General features: G+C 66.7%; 18 protein-coding genes. 14 read left to right on the top strand and 4 right to left on the bottom strand.

Annotated elements, in window-relative coordinates:
• Positions 1-303: 303 nt before the first annotated feature.
• The 11 genes from infA (at position 304) to ACWDXS_RS26340 (ending at position 8571) form a co-directional block, all read left to right on the top strand.
• Positions 304-525 (top strand): translation initiation factor IF-1, encoded by a 222-nt coding sequence (gene infA / locus ACWDXS_RS26290; RefSeq protein ID WP_003418601.1) that lies wholly within the window; start codon positions 304-306, stop codon positions 523-525.
• 145 nt (positions 526-670) lie between these two features.
• Positions 671-784: a 50S ribosomal protein L36 gene (rpmJ, locus tag ACWDXS_RS26295; RefSeq protein WP_056818299.1), complete on the top strand. Its 114-nt coding sequence runs from the start codon at positions 671-673 to the stop codon at positions 782-784.
• Between the two features lie 180 nt (positions 785-964).
• A complete protein-coding gene (gene rpsM, locus ACWDXS_RS26300) occupies positions 965-1336 on the top strand; it encodes a 30S ribosomal protein S13 (RefSeq protein WP_067448181.1) in 372 nt (123 codons plus the stop codon).
• 9 nt (positions 1337-1345) lie between these two features.
• Entirely contained in the window at positions 1346-1759 is a 414-nt protein-coding gene (gene rpsK, locus ACWDXS_RS26305; RefSeq protein ID WP_019045110.1) for a 30S ribosomal protein S11, read from the top strand.
• A 24-nt stretch (positions 1760-1783) separates the two neighbouring features.
• Complete coding sequence (gene rpsD / locus ACWDXS_RS26310; protein WP_301904992.1) at positions 1784-2389, top strand: 30S ribosomal protein S4; 606 nt, start codon at positions 1784-1786, stop codon at positions 2387-2389.
• A 91-nt stretch (positions 2390-2480) separates the two neighbouring features.
• Complete coding sequence (locus ACWDXS_RS26315; protein ID WP_056818293.1) at positions 2481-3539, top strand: DNA-directed RNA polymerase subunit alpha; 1059 nt, start codon at positions 2481-2483, stop codon at positions 3537-3539.
• Positions 3540-3560: 21 nt separating this feature from the next.
• A complete protein-coding gene (gene rplQ, locus ACWDXS_RS26320; RefSeq protein ID WP_378661942.1) occupies positions 3561-4073 on the top strand; it encodes a 50S ribosomal protein L17 in 513 nt (170 codons plus the stop codon).
• 91 nt (positions 4074-4164) lie between these two features.
• A complete protein-coding gene (gene truA, locus ACWDXS_RS26325) occupies positions 4165-4977 on the top strand; it encodes a tRNA pseudouridine(38-40) synthase TruA (protein ID WP_379315348.1) in 813 nt (270 codons plus the stop codon).
• Between the two features lie 304 nt (positions 4978-5281).
• A complete protein-coding gene (locus tag ACWDXS_RS26330; protein ID WP_449969572.1) occupies positions 5282-6259 on the top strand; it encodes an AraC-like ligand-binding domain-containing protein in 978 nt (325 codons plus the stop codon).
• A 246-nt stretch (positions 6260-6505) separates the two neighbouring features.
• A complete protein-coding gene (locus ACWDXS_RS26335; RefSeq protein WP_449969575.1) occupies positions 6506-7456 on the top strand; it encodes an AraC-like ligand-binding domain-containing protein in 951 nt (316 codons plus the stop codon).
• A gap of 167 nt (positions 7457-7623) precedes the next feature.
• Positions 7624-8571: a nitrilase-related carbon-nitrogen hydrolase gene (locus ACWDXS_RS26340; protein WP_378993611.1), complete on the top strand. Its 948-nt coding sequence runs from the start codon at positions 7624-7626 to the stop codon at positions 8569-8571.
• A 38-nt stretch (positions 8572-8609) separates the two neighbouring features.
• On the opposite strand, the gene ACWDXS_RS26345 is transcribed toward ACWDXS_RS26340, so the two are convergent.
• Positions 8610-9986, bottom strand: coding sequence for an ATP-binding protein (locus ACWDXS_RS26345; RefSeq protein WP_378993610.1), 1377 nt, complete (start codon positions 9984-9986; stop codon positions 8610-8612).
• Between the two features lie 280 nt (positions 9987-10266).
• On the opposite strand from ACWDXS_RS26345, the gene ACWDXS_RS26350 reads away from it, so the two are divergent.
• Positions 10267-11232, top strand: coding sequence for a helix-turn-helix domain-containing protein (locus ACWDXS_RS26350; RefSeq protein ID WP_449969580.1), 966 nt, complete (start codon positions 10267-10269; stop codon positions 11230-11232).
• Positions 11233-11756: 524 nt separating this feature from the next.
• Here ACWDXS_RS26350 and ACWDXS_RS26355 read toward each other — a convergent pair.
• Entirely contained in the window at positions 11757-12092 is a 336-nt protein-coding gene (locus ACWDXS_RS26355; protein ID WP_378993608.1) for a metal-sensitive transcriptional regulator, read from the bottom strand.
• Positions 12093-12225: 133 nt separating this feature from the next.
• Here ACWDXS_RS26355 and ACWDXS_RS26360 point away from each other — a divergent pair, with 133 nt between their 5' ends.
• On the top strand, positions 12226-13032 hold the full coding sequence (locus ACWDXS_RS26360; protein ID WP_378993607.1) for an S-methyl-5'-thioadenosine phosphorylase: 807 nt from the start codon (positions 12226-12228) through the stop codon (positions 13030-13032).
• On the opposite strand, the gene ACWDXS_RS26365 is transcribed toward ACWDXS_RS26360, so the two are convergent.
• Entirely contained in the window at positions 13033-14064 is a 1032-nt protein-coding gene (locus ACWDXS_RS26365; protein WP_449969625.1) for a GAF domain-containing protein, read from the bottom strand. It lies immediately after the preceding gene.
• Positions 14065-14119: 55 nt separating this feature from the next.
• On the opposite strand from ACWDXS_RS26365, the gene ACWDXS_RS26370 reads away from it, so the two are divergent.
• The gene (locus tag ACWDXS_RS26370) at positions 14120-14680 is read left to right on the top strand and encodes an NADPH-dependent FMN reductase (RefSeq protein ID WP_449969583.1); all 561 of its coding nucleotides are present in this window, start codon (positions 14120-14122) and stop codon (positions 14678-14680) included.
• A gap of 48 nt (positions 14681-14728) precedes the next feature.
• On the opposite strand, the gene eccE is transcribed toward ACWDXS_RS26370, so the two are convergent.
• Complete coding sequence (eccE, locus tag ACWDXS_RS26375; protein ID WP_378993604.1) at positions 14729-16372, bottom strand: type VII secretion protein EccE; 1644 nt, start codon at positions 16370-16372, stop codon at positions 14729-14731.
• Between the last annotated feature and the right edge of the window lie 71 nt (positions 16373-16443).

A 16443-nucleotide genomic window follows, 5' to 3' on the forward strand; every position in this document is an offset into this window, starting at 1 on the left:
ATCGACCCACTTCTCCGACGCCGGTGAGTTTACGCGACAACCCCCACGGCGTGGTGGCCGCCCGGTGGCTCGACACCGTGCTCAGGGCGGCGCGCGCGCAGGCCTCCCGATTGTGCGGCACGGGGCCCGGTCAGGGTGTACGGTTCGGGGCACTTTTGCCTCTGGCCGCCCGGCCCGGTAAGCTTGAGCGGCGGTGCACCTATGCGCCGACTGTTCGCATGCATGTCGACGGGCTCTTGGTTGACGCTACATACGCGGACGGCCATCAAACTCAGGTTGAGCGTAACCGGGATCGCGGAGGATATGGCGAAGAAAGACGGGGCCATCGAGGTCGAGGGTCGAGTTGTCGAGCCGCTGCCCAATGCGATGTTCCGGATCGAGCTCGAGAACGGTCACAAGGTTCTCGCGCACATCAGCGGAAAGATGCGGCAGCACTACATTCGTATCCTTCCGGAAGACCGCGTGGTCGTCGAGCTGTCGCCGTACGACCTCTCACGCGGCCGGATTGTCTACCGCTACAAGTGATGCCTGACGGCGTCGCGAGCCTCACCGGCGCGCGGCGTCGCACAGTGTCCCGGCAACGGGACGCACACCAGACTTCCCCGGTCCTCTGGCTGGGGAAAAACTGTGTTCACACCACCTGTGTGGACCAATACAAGATTGGACTGACGTGAAGGTTAATCCGAGCGTCAAGAAGATCTGCGAGAAGTGCAAGGTGATCCGCCGTCATGGTCGGGTCATGGTGATCTGCGACAACCTGCGCCACAAGCAGCGTCAGGGCTGATACAGCCTCACCACCGGGCACCGATCGTCTGATCGGACTGACCGAAAGAAGCACTCCCAGTTCCAGCACGCACGTACTTGTGCGCGCCATCCACCGGCACGGAGGCCGGTGCCCCCACCTTTGTGAAGACGGGGGGACGGACGGGGAGCAGACCTCCGCAACCATTAAGGAACCTGCCACATGGCACGTCTGATGGGCGTTGATCTCCCGCGCGAAAAGCGCATGGAGATCGCGCTGACCTACATTTTCGGAATCGGGCGCACCCGCGCCACCCAGATCCTGGCCGAGACGGGCGTCAGCCCCGACCTGCGCTCCAAGGACCTGAACGACGACGACCTGGCGAAGCTCCGCGAGTACATCGAGGCTTCGGACTACAAGGTCGAAGGTGACCTGCGCCGTGAGGTTCAGGCCGATATTCGTCGCAAGATCGAGATCGGCTGCTACCAGGGCATCCGCCACCGTCGTGGCCTGCCCGTTCGTGGTCAGCGCACCAAGACCAACGCGCGTACGCGCAAGGGTCCGAAGAAGACCGTCGCCGGCAAGAAGAAGTAGGGATAGCGTATGCCTCCGAAGAGCCGGGCCGCTGGCCCGAAGAAGACTCAGAAGTCGCGTCGCCGGGATAAGAAGAACATCCCGCACGGCCACGCGCACATCAAGAGCACGTTCAACAACACCATCGTCTCGATCACCGACCCCGAGGGCAATGTCATCTCGTGGGCGTCGTCGGGTCACGTCGGTTTCAAGGGTTCGCGTAAGAGCACCCCGTTCGCCGCGCAGCTCGCTGCCGAGAACGCTGCCCGCAAGGCGCAGGAGAACGGCGTCAAGAAGGTCGACGTGTTCGTGAAGGGCCCGGGTTCGGGCCGCGAGACCGCGATCCGTTCGCTGCAGGCCGCCGGCCTGGAGGTCGGCTCGATCTCCGATGTCACTCCTCAGCCGCACAACGGCTGCCGTCCGCCCAAGCGGCGTCGCGTCTAATAGCGGGAAAGGAAAAAGCTCAAAATGGCACGTTATACAGGCCCCATCACCCGCAAGTCGCGTCGTCTGCGCGTCGACCTCGTCGGAGGCGACCAGGCGTTCGAGCGTCGTCCTTACCCGCCCGGCCAGCACGGCCGCGCGCGGATCAAGGAATCCGAGTACCTCATGCAGCTGCAGGAGAAGCAGAAGGCTCGCTTCTCGTACGGCGTCATGGAGAAGCAGTTCCGTCGTTACTACGAAGAGGCCAACCGCCTCAAGGGTAAGACCGGCGACAACCTGCTCCGTCTGCTCGAGTCGCGTCTGGACAACGTCGTGTACCGCGCCGGTCTGGCCCGTACCCGTCGTCAGGCCCGTCAGCTGGTCAGCCACGGTCACTTCATCGTCAACGGTGTCAAGGTGAACGTCCCCAGCTACCAGGTCTCCCAGTACGACATCATCGATGTCAAGGAGAAGTCGCTCCCGACGCTGCCGTTCCAGGTGGCTCGCGAGACCGTCGGCGACCGTCCGGTTCCCGGTTGGCTGCAGGTCGTCCCCGGCCGCCTGCGCATCCTGGTGCACCAGCTGCCCGAGCGCGCGCAGATCGATGTGCCGCTGCAGGAACAGCTCATCGTCGAGTACTACTCGAAGTAATCGCTTAACGGTGGGGGTCGCTACGCGGCGACCCCCGCAATCACTGACGAGGCATCAAATAGCGGATGCCCTGAACAGGAAGTAGATCCTCATGCTGATTTCCCAGCGTCCGACACTGACCGAAGAGGTTGTGGCGGAGAACCGCTCGAAGTTCACCATCGAACCCCTCGAGCCGGGCTTCGGTTACACCCTCGGCAACTCGCTGCGTCGTACCCTGCTGTCCTCCATCCCGGGGGCCGCGGTCACGAGCATCCGCATCGACGGCGTCCTGCACGAGTTCACCACCGTCCCCGGCGTGAAGGAAGATGTCACCGACATCATCCTGAACCTCAAGGGCCTGGTCGTGTCCTCCGAAGAGGACGAGCCGGTCACCATGTACGTGCGTAAGCAGGGCCCGGGCACCGTCACCGCCGGTGACATCGTTCCGCCTGCCGGCGTCATCGTGCACAACCCGGACATGCACATCGCCACCCTGAACGACAAGGGCAAGCTCGAGATCGAGCTCGTCGTCGAGCGGGGCCGCGGTTACGTGCCCGCCGTGCAGAACAAGGCGACCGGCGCGGAAATCGGCCGGATCCCGGTGGATTCGATCTACTCCCCGGTGCTCAAGGTGACCTACAAGGTCGAGGCCACCCGTGTCGAGCAGCGCACCGACTTCGACCGTCTCATCCTCGACGTGGAGACCAAGAACTCCATCACGGCTCGGGACGCGCTGGCTTCGGCCGGTAAGACCCTGGTCGAGCTCTTCGGCCTGGCCCGTGAGCTCAACGTCGAAGCCGAGGGCATCGAGATCGGCCCCAGCCCGGCCGAGGCAGATCACATCGCCTCGTTCGGTCTGCCGATCGAGGACCTGGACCTCACCGTCCGGTCCTACAACTGCCTCAAGCGCGAGGGTGTGCACACGGTGGGCGAGCTCGTTGCCCGCACCGAGTCGGACCTGCTCGACATCCGCAACTTCGGCCAGAAGTCCATCGACGAGGTGAAGGTCAAGCTGCACACGCTGGGCCTCTCGCTCAAGGACAGCCCGGCGTCGTTCGACCCGTCCTCCGTGGTGGGTTACGACGCGAGCACCGGAACGTGGAGCGACAGCGGCACGTTCAGTGATACCGACGGCGGCGAGCAGGACTACGCCGAAACCGAACAGCTTTAATACGCCCAGGAGAAACCCACAATGCCCAAGCCCAAGAAGGGCCGCCGGTTCGGCGGCTCGGCGTCGCACCAGAAGGCGATCTTCGCCAACCTGGCCACGGCGCTTTTCGAGCACGGTCGGATCACGACCACCGAGGCCAAGGCCAAGGCGGTGCGTCCCTACGCCGAGAAGATCATCACCAAGGCGAAGGGCGGCAGCCTTGCCGACCGTCGTGAGGTCATGAAGGACATCCGCAACAAGGACGTCGTGCACGTCCTGTTCGCGGACATCGGCCCCTCGTTCGAGGGTCGCGAGGGTGGCTACACCCGTATCACCAAGGCGCTGCCGCGCAAGGGTGACAACGCGCCGATGGCCATCATCGAACTCGTCCGCGAGAAGACCGTGACCAACGAGGCCGATCGGGCCCGTCGCGTCGCCGCTTCGCAGAAGACCGAAGAGGCCCCGGCCGCTGAGGTCGAGGAGACCGTCGCCGACGAGACCGTGGCTGACGCCCCGGCCGCCGACGAGGCCACCGAGGACAAGAAGGACGCCTGATTCTCAGGAGTTCTGCCGAGCCCGTCACCCTTCGTGGGTGGCGGGCTCGGTTCTTTTCCGCGTGCGAATTCAGGAGGATGGCATGACTCGGGTGCGGCTCGGGATCAGTTATGACGGCACCGATTTCACCGGCTGGGCACGTCAGCCGGGGTTGCGCACCGTGCAGGGCGTGCTGGAGGAGTCGCTGTCGAAGGTATTGCGTGAGCCGCTGCAGCTGACGGTCGCCGGCCGCACGGACGCGGGCGTGCACGCCGAGGGACAGGTCGCGCACTTCGACACCGAGTCCGAGTTCGACGCCGACAAGTTGCTGTACCGGATGGCCAAGTTCCTGCCCAAGGACGTGCGGATCACCGAAATCCGTACCGCTGTGCCCGAGTTCGACGCCCGCTTCTCCGCGATGCGCCGCCACTACGCCTACCGGCTCACCACCGCCCCCTACGGCGCCCAGCCGTTGCAGGCGCGCGGGGTGGTGCCGTGCAAGCCCGGCGTAGAACTCGAGGCCATGCGCGCCGCTTCACGAAACCTGTTGGGCCTGCACAACTTCGCCGCCTTCTGCCGACGTCGCGAGGGCGCGACCACCATCCGCGAACTCCAGCGCTTCGACTGGGAACGTGACGGCGACCTGCTCACCGCCTACGTGAGCGCCGATGCCTTCTGCTGGTCGATGGTCCGCAGCCTCGTCGGCGCCGTCCTCGCGGTCGGCGAGGGCCGCCGCGCCCCCGAATGGACTACGTCCCTGCTCGCCGAGACGGCACGTTCCAGCTCGGTGACGGTAGCTCCCGCCCACGGTTTGAGCCTCATCGCCGTCGACTATCCGGCCGACGCCGACCTCGCCGCGCGTAATGCCCAAACCCGGGAATCCAGAACTGTGCCGGTGCCAGAGGGCGGTTGCTGCGGCGATTAATAGCCGTATCCGTTCACCGAATTCTGTGACACCTGAACTGTCGAGTGGCGATCCGATATTTGTTCGAGACTTTCCCTAGTCGAAGAAAGTAAGGAAATTTTCTTGTCTCGGCCGCCGAGTTGTGGTGGCGGCGCTCACGTTATCGGTGTGGTAATCGGGGGCGATGCTAGATTTCCCAGACGATGGATACTTCCTCGGTCACCGCATTCGACGAGTGGCAGCGATCATGGCGGAGACACGAATGGCGTCAGCTGAATTCGGGGCGAGCGTGCGCCCTGTCGCGGTGGAATAGCGACGTCGGGCGATGACGTCGTTCGAAGGATTTCCCGAGATCTGCTCGACCGCGGAGATCGCGCCGCCGGACGCTTTCGCGCACTGGGAACAGCTGGTCGCCGGCGCGATCACCGAGGTGTCGATCGCGCCCACTGTGTCACGCGCGTTCGAGGGGCGGATCAGGTCGGCCGATTTCGGGGACATCTCTGTAGGCACCGTGGTGGCCGAGGGTCACGAATTGCGCCGCACGCGCAGGCATATCGCCAGGGCCGACGATTTCCACGTCATCGGTAGCGTGGTGCTCGCCGGCCACGCCCAGGTGGAGCACGCGGGCAATCGCGTCGAGCTGGCACCGGGCGCGATGATCTTCTACGACACCGCACAGCCGATTCGGTGGCGCTCGGAGGGCCTGATCGAGGATCTCACGGTCCGGGTGCCCCGGCAGCAGGTCGTCGACTACCTGGGTATCCGTGCTGATCTGCTGCCTGCCGGGATGGTGATCGGGGAAGGGGGCGTCGGGTTGATGCTGGCCAGATTCTTCCGCCAGGTCGCCCAGCTGCACAGCACCGATCCGGCGTCGGCGGCGGTGCTCGCGAGCAGCGGTATCGACCTCCTCGGTGCGGCGGCCACCATCGCGGCGGGCGAGCGGCCCGGCCGGGCGCAGATCGCGGCGGTGAACGGGCAGCAGGTGCTGGACTATCTGCGCGCCCATTTCACCGACCCCGAACTGACGATCGAACGGATCGCGGACGGCTGCCGGGTGTCGCGGCGCACGCTCTATCGGGTGGTCGCGGAATTCGAGGGCGGGCTCGGGGCGGTCCTGCGCGGAATGCGGTTGGAGCGGGCGCGGGTGTTGCTCGTGGCGAGCGACTTCCGTTCGATCGCCGCGGTGGCGACCGCATCGGGATTCGCCACCGAGCGGCAGTTCTACCGTGCGTTCCACGCGGCGACAGGTATGACGCCGGGTGAGTACCGAGTAGTAGCTCGTTCCGGCGCCGATATCGGCTGACGATTGCCGTCAAGCCGGGTTAGGTGATGTGCCTCACATGGATGTTTCATATTGAAAGACCCGGGTCGGTTATCCGCTGGAATCGGCAGTGCTAGACGCATTTCCGATGTCGGCAAACCATCCCATTCGGAAACAACTGATGGAAATTGGACGGTTGATCTGGCAGGCTCGGCCACGGGCGAGCCCGACGATTGTGCGACGCCAACTGTTTGCTGTTCGACTCGGATAGGAAGCGAGGTGGTTGGCATGGAGATCGCGCAGTCGCGCGCCGGAGCACGCGAATCGTTTGCCGAATGGGAGTCGCTGCTGTCGGAGAGTTACGTCCCGCTGATGGCGGATCCGAGCGGTGACGGCACCTTCCACGGCCGCATCGAGCGCAGCAGTCACCCCGGCTTCGATCTGTCGACGGTCCGCGCGAGCGGCCAGCGCATCCGCCGCACCCCGCGCGGAATCGCGAAGACCGACGGTGAATTCCTCCTGGTCTCCATCCTGACCGAAGGTTCCGGACTGCTGCACCAAGACGATCGAGTCGCCTCGGTCCGCCCCGGCGACATGGTCTTCTACGACACCTCGCGCCCATACCACTGGGAGCTGGAGGGTCCGTGGGCGCAAGTCGTGGTGCAGACGCCACTCGAGGTCCTGCGTCAGCAGCTCGGCCCGGGTGGTGCCCCGTTGCCGACCGCGGTGACGGTCACCGCCGACAGCGCGGGTGGGGCGGTCGCCGGCTTCTTTCGCGATCTGGCCCGTATCCAGCAGAGCGCTCCCGGCCATGCGACTGTCCTGGCCGACAACGGGGTCAAACTGCTCGCCTCCGCGGTCCGACTGGCCTCGGGGGAGATCCCGTCGGGTCAGCCCGCGCAGGCACTGTCCCGCGAGCAGGTGCTGTCCTTCATGCGGACCCGGTGCGCCGACCCTGGCCTGACCATCGACGACATCGCCCGTGCCTGTCTGGTGTCGCGTCGAACGCTGTACCGGCTCTTCGGTGATGTGGAAGACGGACTCAGCGCCGTGCTGCGGCGTATGCGGGTGGAATGCGCGCGCACCCTGCTCACCCGCGACCCCGGCCGGGCGACCGCGACGGTCGCGCTCGCGTCCGGCTTCGCCTCCGAGCGACACTTCTTCCGGGCCTTCCGGCTGGAGACGGGGATGACTCCCGGCGAATTCCGCATGCTCGCGTCGAGCGCGCTGTCTATCTGATACCGCTGTTCTCGCGCGATATTCGGTAGACCTTCGGCGAAACTCATCGCAATCGGCGGATTGGCACAGACCGTCAGTCGGCTGGCACGGGATGACAGTTTGTGTGGCGCCATTCTGCGAGAGAGTGAATTGAACACTCTTCACTGGTTGAGCGACAAGGGGGCACGATGAGTCGGGTACGCGTGGCAGCGGTGCAAGCCGAGCCGAAGTGGTTGAATCTGTCTGCCGGAGTCGAACAGACAATCGAATACATCGCGTCGGCCGAACGTGGCGGCGCGCAAGTGATTGCTTTTCCGGAGACATTCCTGCCCGGATTCCCGTGGTGGATGTGGCTCAATTCGGTCGATTGGGGCGAGGAATTCCTGGCCAGGTATCTGGCCAACGCGCTGACTGCCGATGGCCCCGAACTGCGCGCCATCGCCTACGCCGCCCGGCGCACGGGCGTGCACGTCTCGATCGGCTTCGCCGAGCGGGCCGGACACGAGGTCTTCATGTCCCAGGCGCTGATCGATGCCGACGGCACCATCGCCGTCGCTCGCAAGGCGGAACCCACCGGGCTCGAGCGCACTGTCTTCAATGCCGCGCCCGGTGGGGGACCGCTGGTTCGTGACACCGTGCACGGCCGGATCGGTGTACTCGGCGGCGCCGATCATCTCCGTGCCGACCTGCGTGGACAGATGCACGATCAGCGCGAGCAGCTCCACGTCGCCGCGTGGTCGGGCTTCACCGTGTACTACGGGGAGGGCAAGGAATGGGGGCCCGATCTCAATACCGCCGCCAGTGTTCGCTACGCGATGGACGGATCGACCCATGTCATCGCGCCCGTCGCGGTCGTGCCGGTGGCAGGCTGGGAGGTCGTCGACGCGCGGATGCCGGAGCGGCGCCTGCTGCGTGGCGGTGGCGGGGTCTCGCGGATCTTCGGGCCCGGCGGACTCGAACTCGCCGCACCGCTGGCCGAAGGTGACGAGGGACTGCTCTACGCCGATCTAGATCTCGGCCGCACCGTGCGCCCGGCCGCCGCGGCCGCGCCCCGCGGTGAGCGCCTGCCGCTCCGGGGACCGAGCGGTCGGATCGTGCGGCGTGAGCCGGTGCGCGTCGGCCTCACGGGGGCCTGAGACGACGGCCGCGAACCACAGTGCGACGAAGCCGGAGGTCATCGCAGCGGCACCGAGACATCGGCGCCCGCTTCACGGGTCAGCCGGGCGTTCACCTTGGCCAGTGCGGGCGTCGGGACGAATCCGCCCGCCAGCAACGCCTCACCCTGCCGGAACCAGGGCGCCTGGGCGAGCAGGCCGCTCGGCGCGTAGCCGAAGTAGGTGCCGAGTTCCTCCAGGTCGGAGGGGGAGGTCATTTTCATCAAGGCGAGGTTGTCGCACTGAGAGATGATGCCGGGGTGCACCTTTGACGGCCGCTGTGTCGACAGCAGCAACCACAGGCCGAATTTGCGCCCCTCGGCGGCGATCTGGATCAACCGCTCGCGCACCGCGACGGCCACCGGCGATTCGAGTCGGGGTGAGGCGAGGTTGTGCGCTTCGTCGATCACCAGCAGAACCGGGCGGCGTTCCTCGCGTTTGGCCCACAGATCGTCGAGCAGCGACAGGGCGACGACGAGTTGCTGTGCGGGCGTGGAGAATCCGCCGAGATCCAGGACTGTCACATCGGGGCGATCGGCGACGATCTCGGTGACCGCTTGGTCGGCTCCCGCCCAGACCTCCCAGTCGAGCAGCCCCAGATTCTCCACGCGCATCGCGAGCCGGCGGCGAGCCGTGTTCTCGACGGCGCGCAGGTTGTCCAGGACATCGTGGATTTCGCCGGACATCGCCGACGCCAGATGGATCAGTTCGTTGAACTCCTCCCTGTCGGCCACCGGATCCAGCTGCAGCACAGCGGCCTTCGAGGTCAAGGGCATGTCGATGAACTTCGCCCGCAGGCGGCCGGGTGGTTCGGATTTCGGTCGCAGGACGCGGATATCGCGCTCGCGCAGGGCCTGCGCGGTGGGGCCGGTGGCGCCGGGGATCACCTCGCCGATGCGGACGAAATCGGAATTCGGGTCGAAGATGACGATCGGCAGCGCGGTGTACGCGATCAGCTGCTCGAGGACCACGCCGAGAGCGTAGGTCTTGCCGGAACCGCTCTGTCCACACCAGAACGTATGCCGGTTGAAACGGGTGGGGAGCAGTCGAGCGGGGCCGCCGGGCGCCGACAGACTCACGCCGACCTCGAGCTCGGCGCCGGTGATGTGGTGGAGCGCGGTGACGGTGTCGCGATCGGCGGGGCCGATCTCCCCGCCGTCGAACGCGTGACTGGCTCTGGTGTCGATCCCGTCATCGGTGAGTTCGCCGATCAACCTGCCCCGCAACCCGACGGGCACGGTCGCCGTGCGCTCCTCGACCAGCCCGAGCTGCCTGCGCCCCGCGCAACTGACCACGATCAGGGATCCGGCGGGGAAGGGGCTGGCCGCGGCGTTCTCGACGACGAACGAGCGGCCGTCCTCGGAGCGCACGGACAGGACGGCGGATTCGGCAGACATGGACGTGTCCTCCCGGTGGCGCGTCGACGAGCATCCTGCTGGCAACCACCAGTAAACACGGCCCGGTCACGTCTTCCGGTACACCGCGCGCACGTGTGTCGGGTGCTGTCCGCGGCCCTCGTACCGGAGCGTGCTGAAAGAGGCTTGCGCAGGGAGGTTTTACCTGGTCAAGACCGAATGTAAGTACATTTGCAATTGCATTCGAGGCGCGGAGCGGGGGTATTCTTCTGGGCGATGCCGCACGACGGCAGCATCTGATTCTCGTTTCCGGAGGTCGCCTGTGGCGAACGAAACGACGACGCTGGAGTTCTCGGCGCTGACACCGCGCAGTGCGGAGTTCGAGCAGTGGGAGGCGTTGATGACGAAGACGTATTTCCCACTCGCGCTCGATCCCACATTGGACGCGCCCACGTTCGGCAGGCTCACCAGCAGTGCCTTGCCCGGTGTCGCCGACTTCTCGCTGACCGCGCTCGCGGGTGGGAATCAGGAATTCCGGCGCACCAAGACGCATGTGGCGTGTGCCGACGAGGAATACCTGCTTGTCAGCATTCAGGTCGCCGGTCATGCCCGGCTCACCCAAGACGGCCGCTCGGTGCTACTGAAGCCGGGCGAGATGACGTTCCTCGACACCGCGCGGCCCTCGCTCTGGCACGACAGCGTGTCCTACGAGCAGGTGCTCGTGCGAGTGCCCACGCGACTGCTCCGCCTGCAGCCGGGTCTCGCCGAGGTCCGCATACCGACCGCCACCGCGATTGCTCCGGACAGCCCGGCGGGTGTGGTGGCCACCTACTTTCGTGAGCTCGCCCGGGTCCGCGCGCAATCGCCCGCACAGGCCGACATCCTGGCCAGGAGTGCGCTCGACCTCCTCGGCTCGGCGGTGCTGCTCGCCGCGGGGAGCGAACCTGTCGAGGCCCCTGCCGACGCGCTCAGTCGCGAACACGTCATGGTTTACCTCCGAAAGCGGTGCACCGACCCGGAATTGACCGTCGACGAGGTGGCCGCGGCCTGTCACATCTCGCGCCGCACGCTGTTCCGAATCTTCGACGGCACTGGAGACAGCCTCAGCACCACCCTGCGCAGATTGCGGATCATGCATGCGCGCAAGCTGCTGGCCCGCACGAGAAGCCATCCGCCCGCAGCGGTCGCTTACGCCTCGGGATTCGCCTCCGAACGGCACTTCTATCGGGTGTTCCAGCAGGAGACCGGGATGACGCCCGGCGAATATCGGCAGTCACACATCGGCTGATCAACGTGGCACTGATTGTCAGAGGCTTGGCGCGGGAGGACTGCCGGCACGATCGTTCTCGCAGCACACTGGATTTCGTTGGACCAGTGCGGTACGAGGAGCGATCACGATGTCGATTCGGATCAGGGCGGCAGCGGTGCAGGCCGAGCCCGCGTGGCTGCATCTGCCCGCAGGCGCAGGCGATCGGCTTCATCGAGGATGCCGGGGCCGGTGGAGCACAGCTCGTCGTGGTGGCGATGGCTGAAGTCGGTCGACCGGGGGTCTGAGTTCCAGTGACGCCACTGGAACGTGAAGTCTTCGCCGACGGTGTGGCGCCGTCGGCGGTTTACCACACCGAACTGGGCCGGGTCGGCGTCCTGGGGGGAGCCGACCATGTGTGCCCGGACCGGCGCGTGGACCTGTGGCGGGAGCAGGTCCACGTCGCCGCGTTCTCCGGATTCACCGTGTATCACCAGGTCGGCGACGACATCGTGGTCGCGGCGAACAGTACGGCTCTCGGGCGCACTGGCGATTTCGTGAGCCGGTCAGGACCTGACCAACCGGGCGATGGCGTCGGTGGCCTCTTTGATCTTGGCTTCGGCCTCGGGTCCACCGGCGATCGCCGCGTCGACGACGCAGTGTGAGATGTGATCCTCGAGCAGCCCCATCGCGACGGCCTGTAGTGCCTTGGTCATGGCGGAGACCTGGGTGAGGATGTCGATGCAGTACTTTTCCTCTTCGACCATCCGCTGGAGGCCGCGCGACTGACCTTCGATGCGGCGCAGTCGCTTGAGGTAGTCGTCCTTGGCGGTGATGTAGCCGTGGCCTGCGTGGCCCGCGTGCTCGTCGCCGGTCGCGGTGTCGGGGGTGGGTGTTGTCACCGTGGTCTCCTCGCCTGCCTGGTAGCTCGCGTGGCGAACTAATACCCCCCTAGGGTACAGTTTCGCGGTCGAAATGTCAGATGACAGGTCCCCGGTGCTGCGCGCGGTCGGCCCGGGCGGAAGAATCGGCGCTATGAGTTCGCTTCCCCGGCCCGCACTCGCCGTCATCGGCGGCAGCGGTTTCTATGACTTCTTCGACCACGACGCGGTGCACGTCGAGGTCGACACACCGTATGGCGCGCCGAGTGCGCCGGTCGCGATCGGGGAGGTCGAGGGCCGCGCCGTCGCCTTCCTGCCCCGGCACGGCAAGCAGCACGAGTTCGCGCCGCACACCCTGCCCTACCAGGCGAACATGTGGGCGCTGCGTTCGCTCGGGGTGCGCCGGGTGTTCGCGCCGTGCGCGGTCGGCAGCCTGCGCGCCGATTGGGGTCCCGGCACCGTGGCGGTGCCGGATCAGCTCGTCGATCGGACCTCGGGTCGCCCGCAGACCTACTTCGACGGCGGCGGTGTCCACGTCTCCTTCGCCGATCCCTACTGCGATGATCTGCGCGCCGCCGCGGTGAAGTCCGCCGGTGACCTCCGGGTCGAGGATTCCGGCACGATGGTCGTCGTTCAGGGCCCGCGCTTCTCGACCCGCGCCGAGAGCCGCTGGTTCGCCGGGCAGGGCTGGGACCTGGTCAACATGACCGGTCATCCCGAGGCCGTTCTCGCTCGCGAACTCGAAATGTGCTACGCGGCAGTCGCTCTCGTCACCGACTTGGATGCCGGTCTGGAAGAGGGCGACGGTGTGCACGCCGTCGATGTGTTCGCCGAATTCAAGAAGAACCTCGGACCTTTCAAAGAGCTCATGCGACGTGCGGTCACCGCGGTCGACGACACCGGCACCTGCGAACGCTGCCGCGTGCACGCCGGGGTGTCGCTGCCCTTCGAACTGCCCTGATCACCCCGGCTGCGCGGTGACCTGCACCTGAGCGAGTAGGAAAGCAGGCGCCGCGCCGCCGCCGGGCAGCGGTGACACCTCGACGTCGACGGTGAGCCAGCCACCCGCCTCGGCGGCCAGCCGCAACCCGCTCAACCCGGCGCGCGTGGCCCCTGCCAGCACCTCGGCCCGCAGGGCGGCGATTCTGGGCCGGTCCTCGGGATGCGGGACGGTTCGCTCGTCGACTCCGCGCCATGTCAGCCCCGGCACCGGCTCGGTGACCCAGCGCACGGCGCGCACCTGGGCGGTGTCGACGATGACCAGGTACAGGCCCGGCTGGGACTCGCGCAGCAATTCCAGCGTCGCGGCCTCGAACGACTTGTGTTGCGGGGCGACACTGTCGGTGACATCGACGGACACGCCGCGCCACGCGAACCGCTGCTCGGCGTCGCCGTTGCGCGCGGCCACCAGCAGCGAACGCGGGCCGATCGTCGAATGCACGGTGGCAACGCCCGACCAGCGACTCCGAGGTTGCGAATGGTGCAGCGCGGCAACGAATTCCAGCGCGCGATCGAAACGCTCGACCCGCTCGAACGATTCGGCACCGCTGTATTCGACCGGGGCGGAACCGAAGTGAGATCCGAGCCCGGCAGGATGCATACGTACCACGCGGGCATAGGCGTCGACCTGGAACGGCGCGACCCGAAGCTCGTCCGCCGGGACCTCCGGCCCCACCCACACCTTCACCGCATGCACGGACGAATCCGGCCACAACACCGGCACGGCCCGAAACCGCAACTCCGACCAGGGATTGCGCGACTTGGGCAACACTTCCTCCACCGGCGCCCCGGTCTCGTGCGCGGCCGCGATCAACGGCTGCAACCGGGCCGGAACAGCCCGCTGATACGACGCCCACTCGCGCGGCGCGGTACCCGCGGTCAACATCGACCAATCCCGCGACGTCCCCAACGTCTCCACCAACTGCCAACGTCCGATAATCACACGTGCGACCCCCTGCGCCCCATGAACGAAACCGACCGCCCTATCGTGCACGAGCCGGTCAGCGGCTCCGGTACCGGGGCATTTCGGGGTCGATAAGCTCGGCGGCATGAATGCACCGCTGCGGTTGGAGATCATCGTCGCCAGCACCCGGCCCGAACGATTCGCGCCCGTGGTGGCGGGCTGGCTGGTCACCGCGCTGGGGGAGCGGCCGGAATTCGAGGTGGGGGTGCTCGATCTGCGGGATCTGGCGTTGCCGGTGGACCTCACCGAGACGCCGGAGGTCGAGGCGTTCCGGGCCAGGTTGGCCGGTGCGGACGCGTTCGTCGCCGTCACCTCCGAGTACAACCACGGGTATCCGGCTTCGCTGAAGACCGCGCTCGACAGCGCCAAGCACGAGTGGCGGGCCAAGCCGATCGGGTTCGTGTCCTACGGCGGGTTGTCGGGTGGGTTGCGCGCGGTCGAGCAGTTGCGTCAGGTGGTCGCGGAACTGCACATGGTCTCGGTGCGCGAATCGGTGAGTTTCGCCCAGGCCAAACGCCGCTTCGACAAGGCAGGCATGACCGACGACCACGCCGCGATCGACGCTTGCGATCGCATGTTGAACCAATTGGCCTGGTGGGGAACGACTTTGCGGGCAGCCCGCACGGTGGAACCCTATCCGGGCTGAGCCGGCGGTGACATCGCCCGCGTGGTGACGCGAGCTACGGCGAATCGATCAGGCCGACGCCATCGCACGCTGACCACGCGGCTGGCCGATGTAGGTCGACTCGCGCGGAATCGACACCAGCGTGAGGTTCACCCTGGTCGTTCCCGTACGCAGCACCACGCGGTTGCCGATCGCTCCCGGCTGGAAGATCTCCAGGTCGGGGCGAGAAGCGGGCCAGCCGTTCGGATCACCGGTGAGGTAGATCGTGGTGACACCGGCGTGCGGGGCCGGCGCGAGCACACCGTCCACCACCGTCGCGGTGAAACCCGCGTCGGACTGGTGTGTTTCGACGGCGATGGTCAGCCGCTCCGGATTGCCGACGGTGGTCACCAACTGCTCCCAGGCCTGCGCCCGGTCGGTGCGCACCAGCACCCGCTCGCCGACAGCGAGCGCGCGGAACACCAACTGCTGGGCCAGATACAGCTCACCGGCGACGTACACGGTGGAGATACCGGCGCCGACGATCCTGGTGGCGACGCCGTTGCCCTCGTCGTCGGAGCCCAGCAGCTGCCCGCAACCCGACGACGGAAGGTGCAGCGCGCCGATGACGTCGATCGGGTACTCGATGGTCGGGATCGTGTCGTCGACACCGGGCACCGCGATCGGCAGGTGCGCCAGCAGTGCGTCGCGATGGCGTCCGCTCATCGACACCATGCCCTTGGACTTGGTCTTCTCGGGCAGCTCGCGCGCGGTCAATCGCCATGCGGCGCCGACACTCACGGATTCGGCGTCGCTACCGGGACGCAACCGCACAGCGACCGTCGTACCCCGCGACGGCGCGACCCACAGCTGGGCGAGCAGATCCGAACCCAGCTGCTTGGGATCCACCGCACTGCCGATGTTCACCGCGTTGCCGATCTCGGCGTACTTCCACCGCTGACTCAGCGTGCGCGGATCGAGACCCGCGGTGATCTGCTGTACGGCCTTGCGGATCTCGGGGGCGGTGAGGATGCGCGCGTTGCAGTCGGCGTCTTCGAGCGTGCGCATGATCCGCTGGGTGGCGATGGTGACCGAGCGGGAAGCGCCGTCGGTGCCCCCGCCACGACGAGCCGTCGCATCCGGGCAGGCCACCGCGTCGAAGCTGATCGCGAGCCACACTGTGCGGTGCGCGGTCGCGGGCAGCGGGCCGAGCAGCGATTCGTAGATCGCGCCCGCGGGGGTGCCGGACCGGCTGCGGTGGCCGTGGCTGATGATGTCGATCCCGCTGAGCAGGATGTCGTGCTGGTTGAGGCACGCGGCCAGTTCGGGCAGCGGCAACAGGTGTGAGGCGTGCACGGCGGTGCGCGCGATACGGGTCAGCCCGCCGCGCGGCGGCAGTACCTCGACGACGGTGACCACGCGGCTGCCGTCCCAGTACAGGCCGAGCGAGCGCCCGTCGGTGTCACGGAAGTCGACGGTGTCGCCGAGTGTGTAGTCGCGCTTGGCGGAATACCGGCGGATGGTCGAGATCCAATCGAGGATCGTGCGCTTGCCGATCGGGATCAGCGGCACCAGCGCCACCACGACGGCGATGGCGAGCGACATCAGCGCATCGATGCGGCAGATCAGCGCGACAACCCCCGCGATCAGGCCGAGGACCTGCGCAATGAGTAGGTGCGGCAGCGAAATCCGACCGAACAGCGGGCGCGGTCCCGCCCCGGTGAACTCAGCCATTCGTTCCTCCCCCAGGTACCCATTTGTCGATCGGCCGATGGCCGAATGCGAACAACTGCTGCCGGGAACTG

Source organism: Nocardia sp. NPDC003183 (genome assembly GCF_053590715.1).

Bases quoted from the DNA above. Each gene is read 5' to 3' on its own strand.
- infA (WP_003418601.1), top strand. From the start codon at position 304: ATGGCGAAGAAAGACGGGGCCATCGAGGTCGAGGGTCGAGTTGTCGAG.
- rpsM (WP_067448181.1), top strand. From the start codon at position 965: ATGGCACGTCTGATGGGCGTTGATCTCCCGCGCGAAAAGCGCATGGAG.
- rpsK (WP_019045110.1), top strand. From the start codon at position 1,346: ATGCCTCCGAAGAGCCGGGCCGCTGGCCCGAAGAAGACTCAGAAGTCG.
- rpsD (WP_301904992.1), top strand. From the start codon at position 1,784: ATGGCACGTTATACAGGCCCCATCACCCGCAAGTCGCGTCGTCTGCGC.
- ACWDXS_RS26315 (WP_056818293.1), top strand. From the start codon at position 2,481: ATGCTGATTTCCCAGCGTCCGACACTGACCGAAGAGGTTGTGGCGGAG.
- rplQ (WP_378661942.1), top strand. From the start codon at position 3,561: ATGCCCAAGCCCAAGAAGGGCCGCCGGTTCGGCGGCTCGGCGTCGCAC.
- ACWDXS_RS26330 (WP_449969572.1), top strand. From the start codon at position 5,282: ATGACGTCGTTCGAAGGATTTCCCGAGATCTGCTCGACCGCGGAGATC.
- ACWDXS_RS26335 (WP_449969575.1), top strand. From the start codon at position 6,506: ATGGAGATCGCGCAGTCGCGCGCCGGAGCACGCGAATCGTTTGCCGAA.
- ACWDXS_RS26340 (WP_378993611.1), top strand. From the start codon at position 7,624: ATGAGTCGGGTACGCGTGGCAGCGGTGCAAGCCGAGCCGAAGTGGTTG.
- ACWDXS_RS26345 (WP_378993610.1), bottom strand. From the start codon at position 9,986: ATGTCTGCCGAATCCGCCGTCCTGTCCGTGCGCTCCGAGGACGGCCGC.
- ACWDXS_RS26360 (WP_378993607.1), top strand. From the start codon at position 12,226: ATGAGTTCGCTTCCCCGGCCCGCACTCGCCGTCATCGGCGGCAGCGGT.
- ACWDXS_RS26370 (WP_449969583.1), top strand. From the start codon at position 14,120: ATGAATGCACCGCTGCGGTTGGAGATCATCGTCGCCAGCACCCGGCCC.
- eccE (WP_378993604.1), bottom strand. From the start codon at position 16,372: ATGGCTGAGTTCACCGGGGCGGGACCGCGCCCGCTGTTCGGTCGGATT.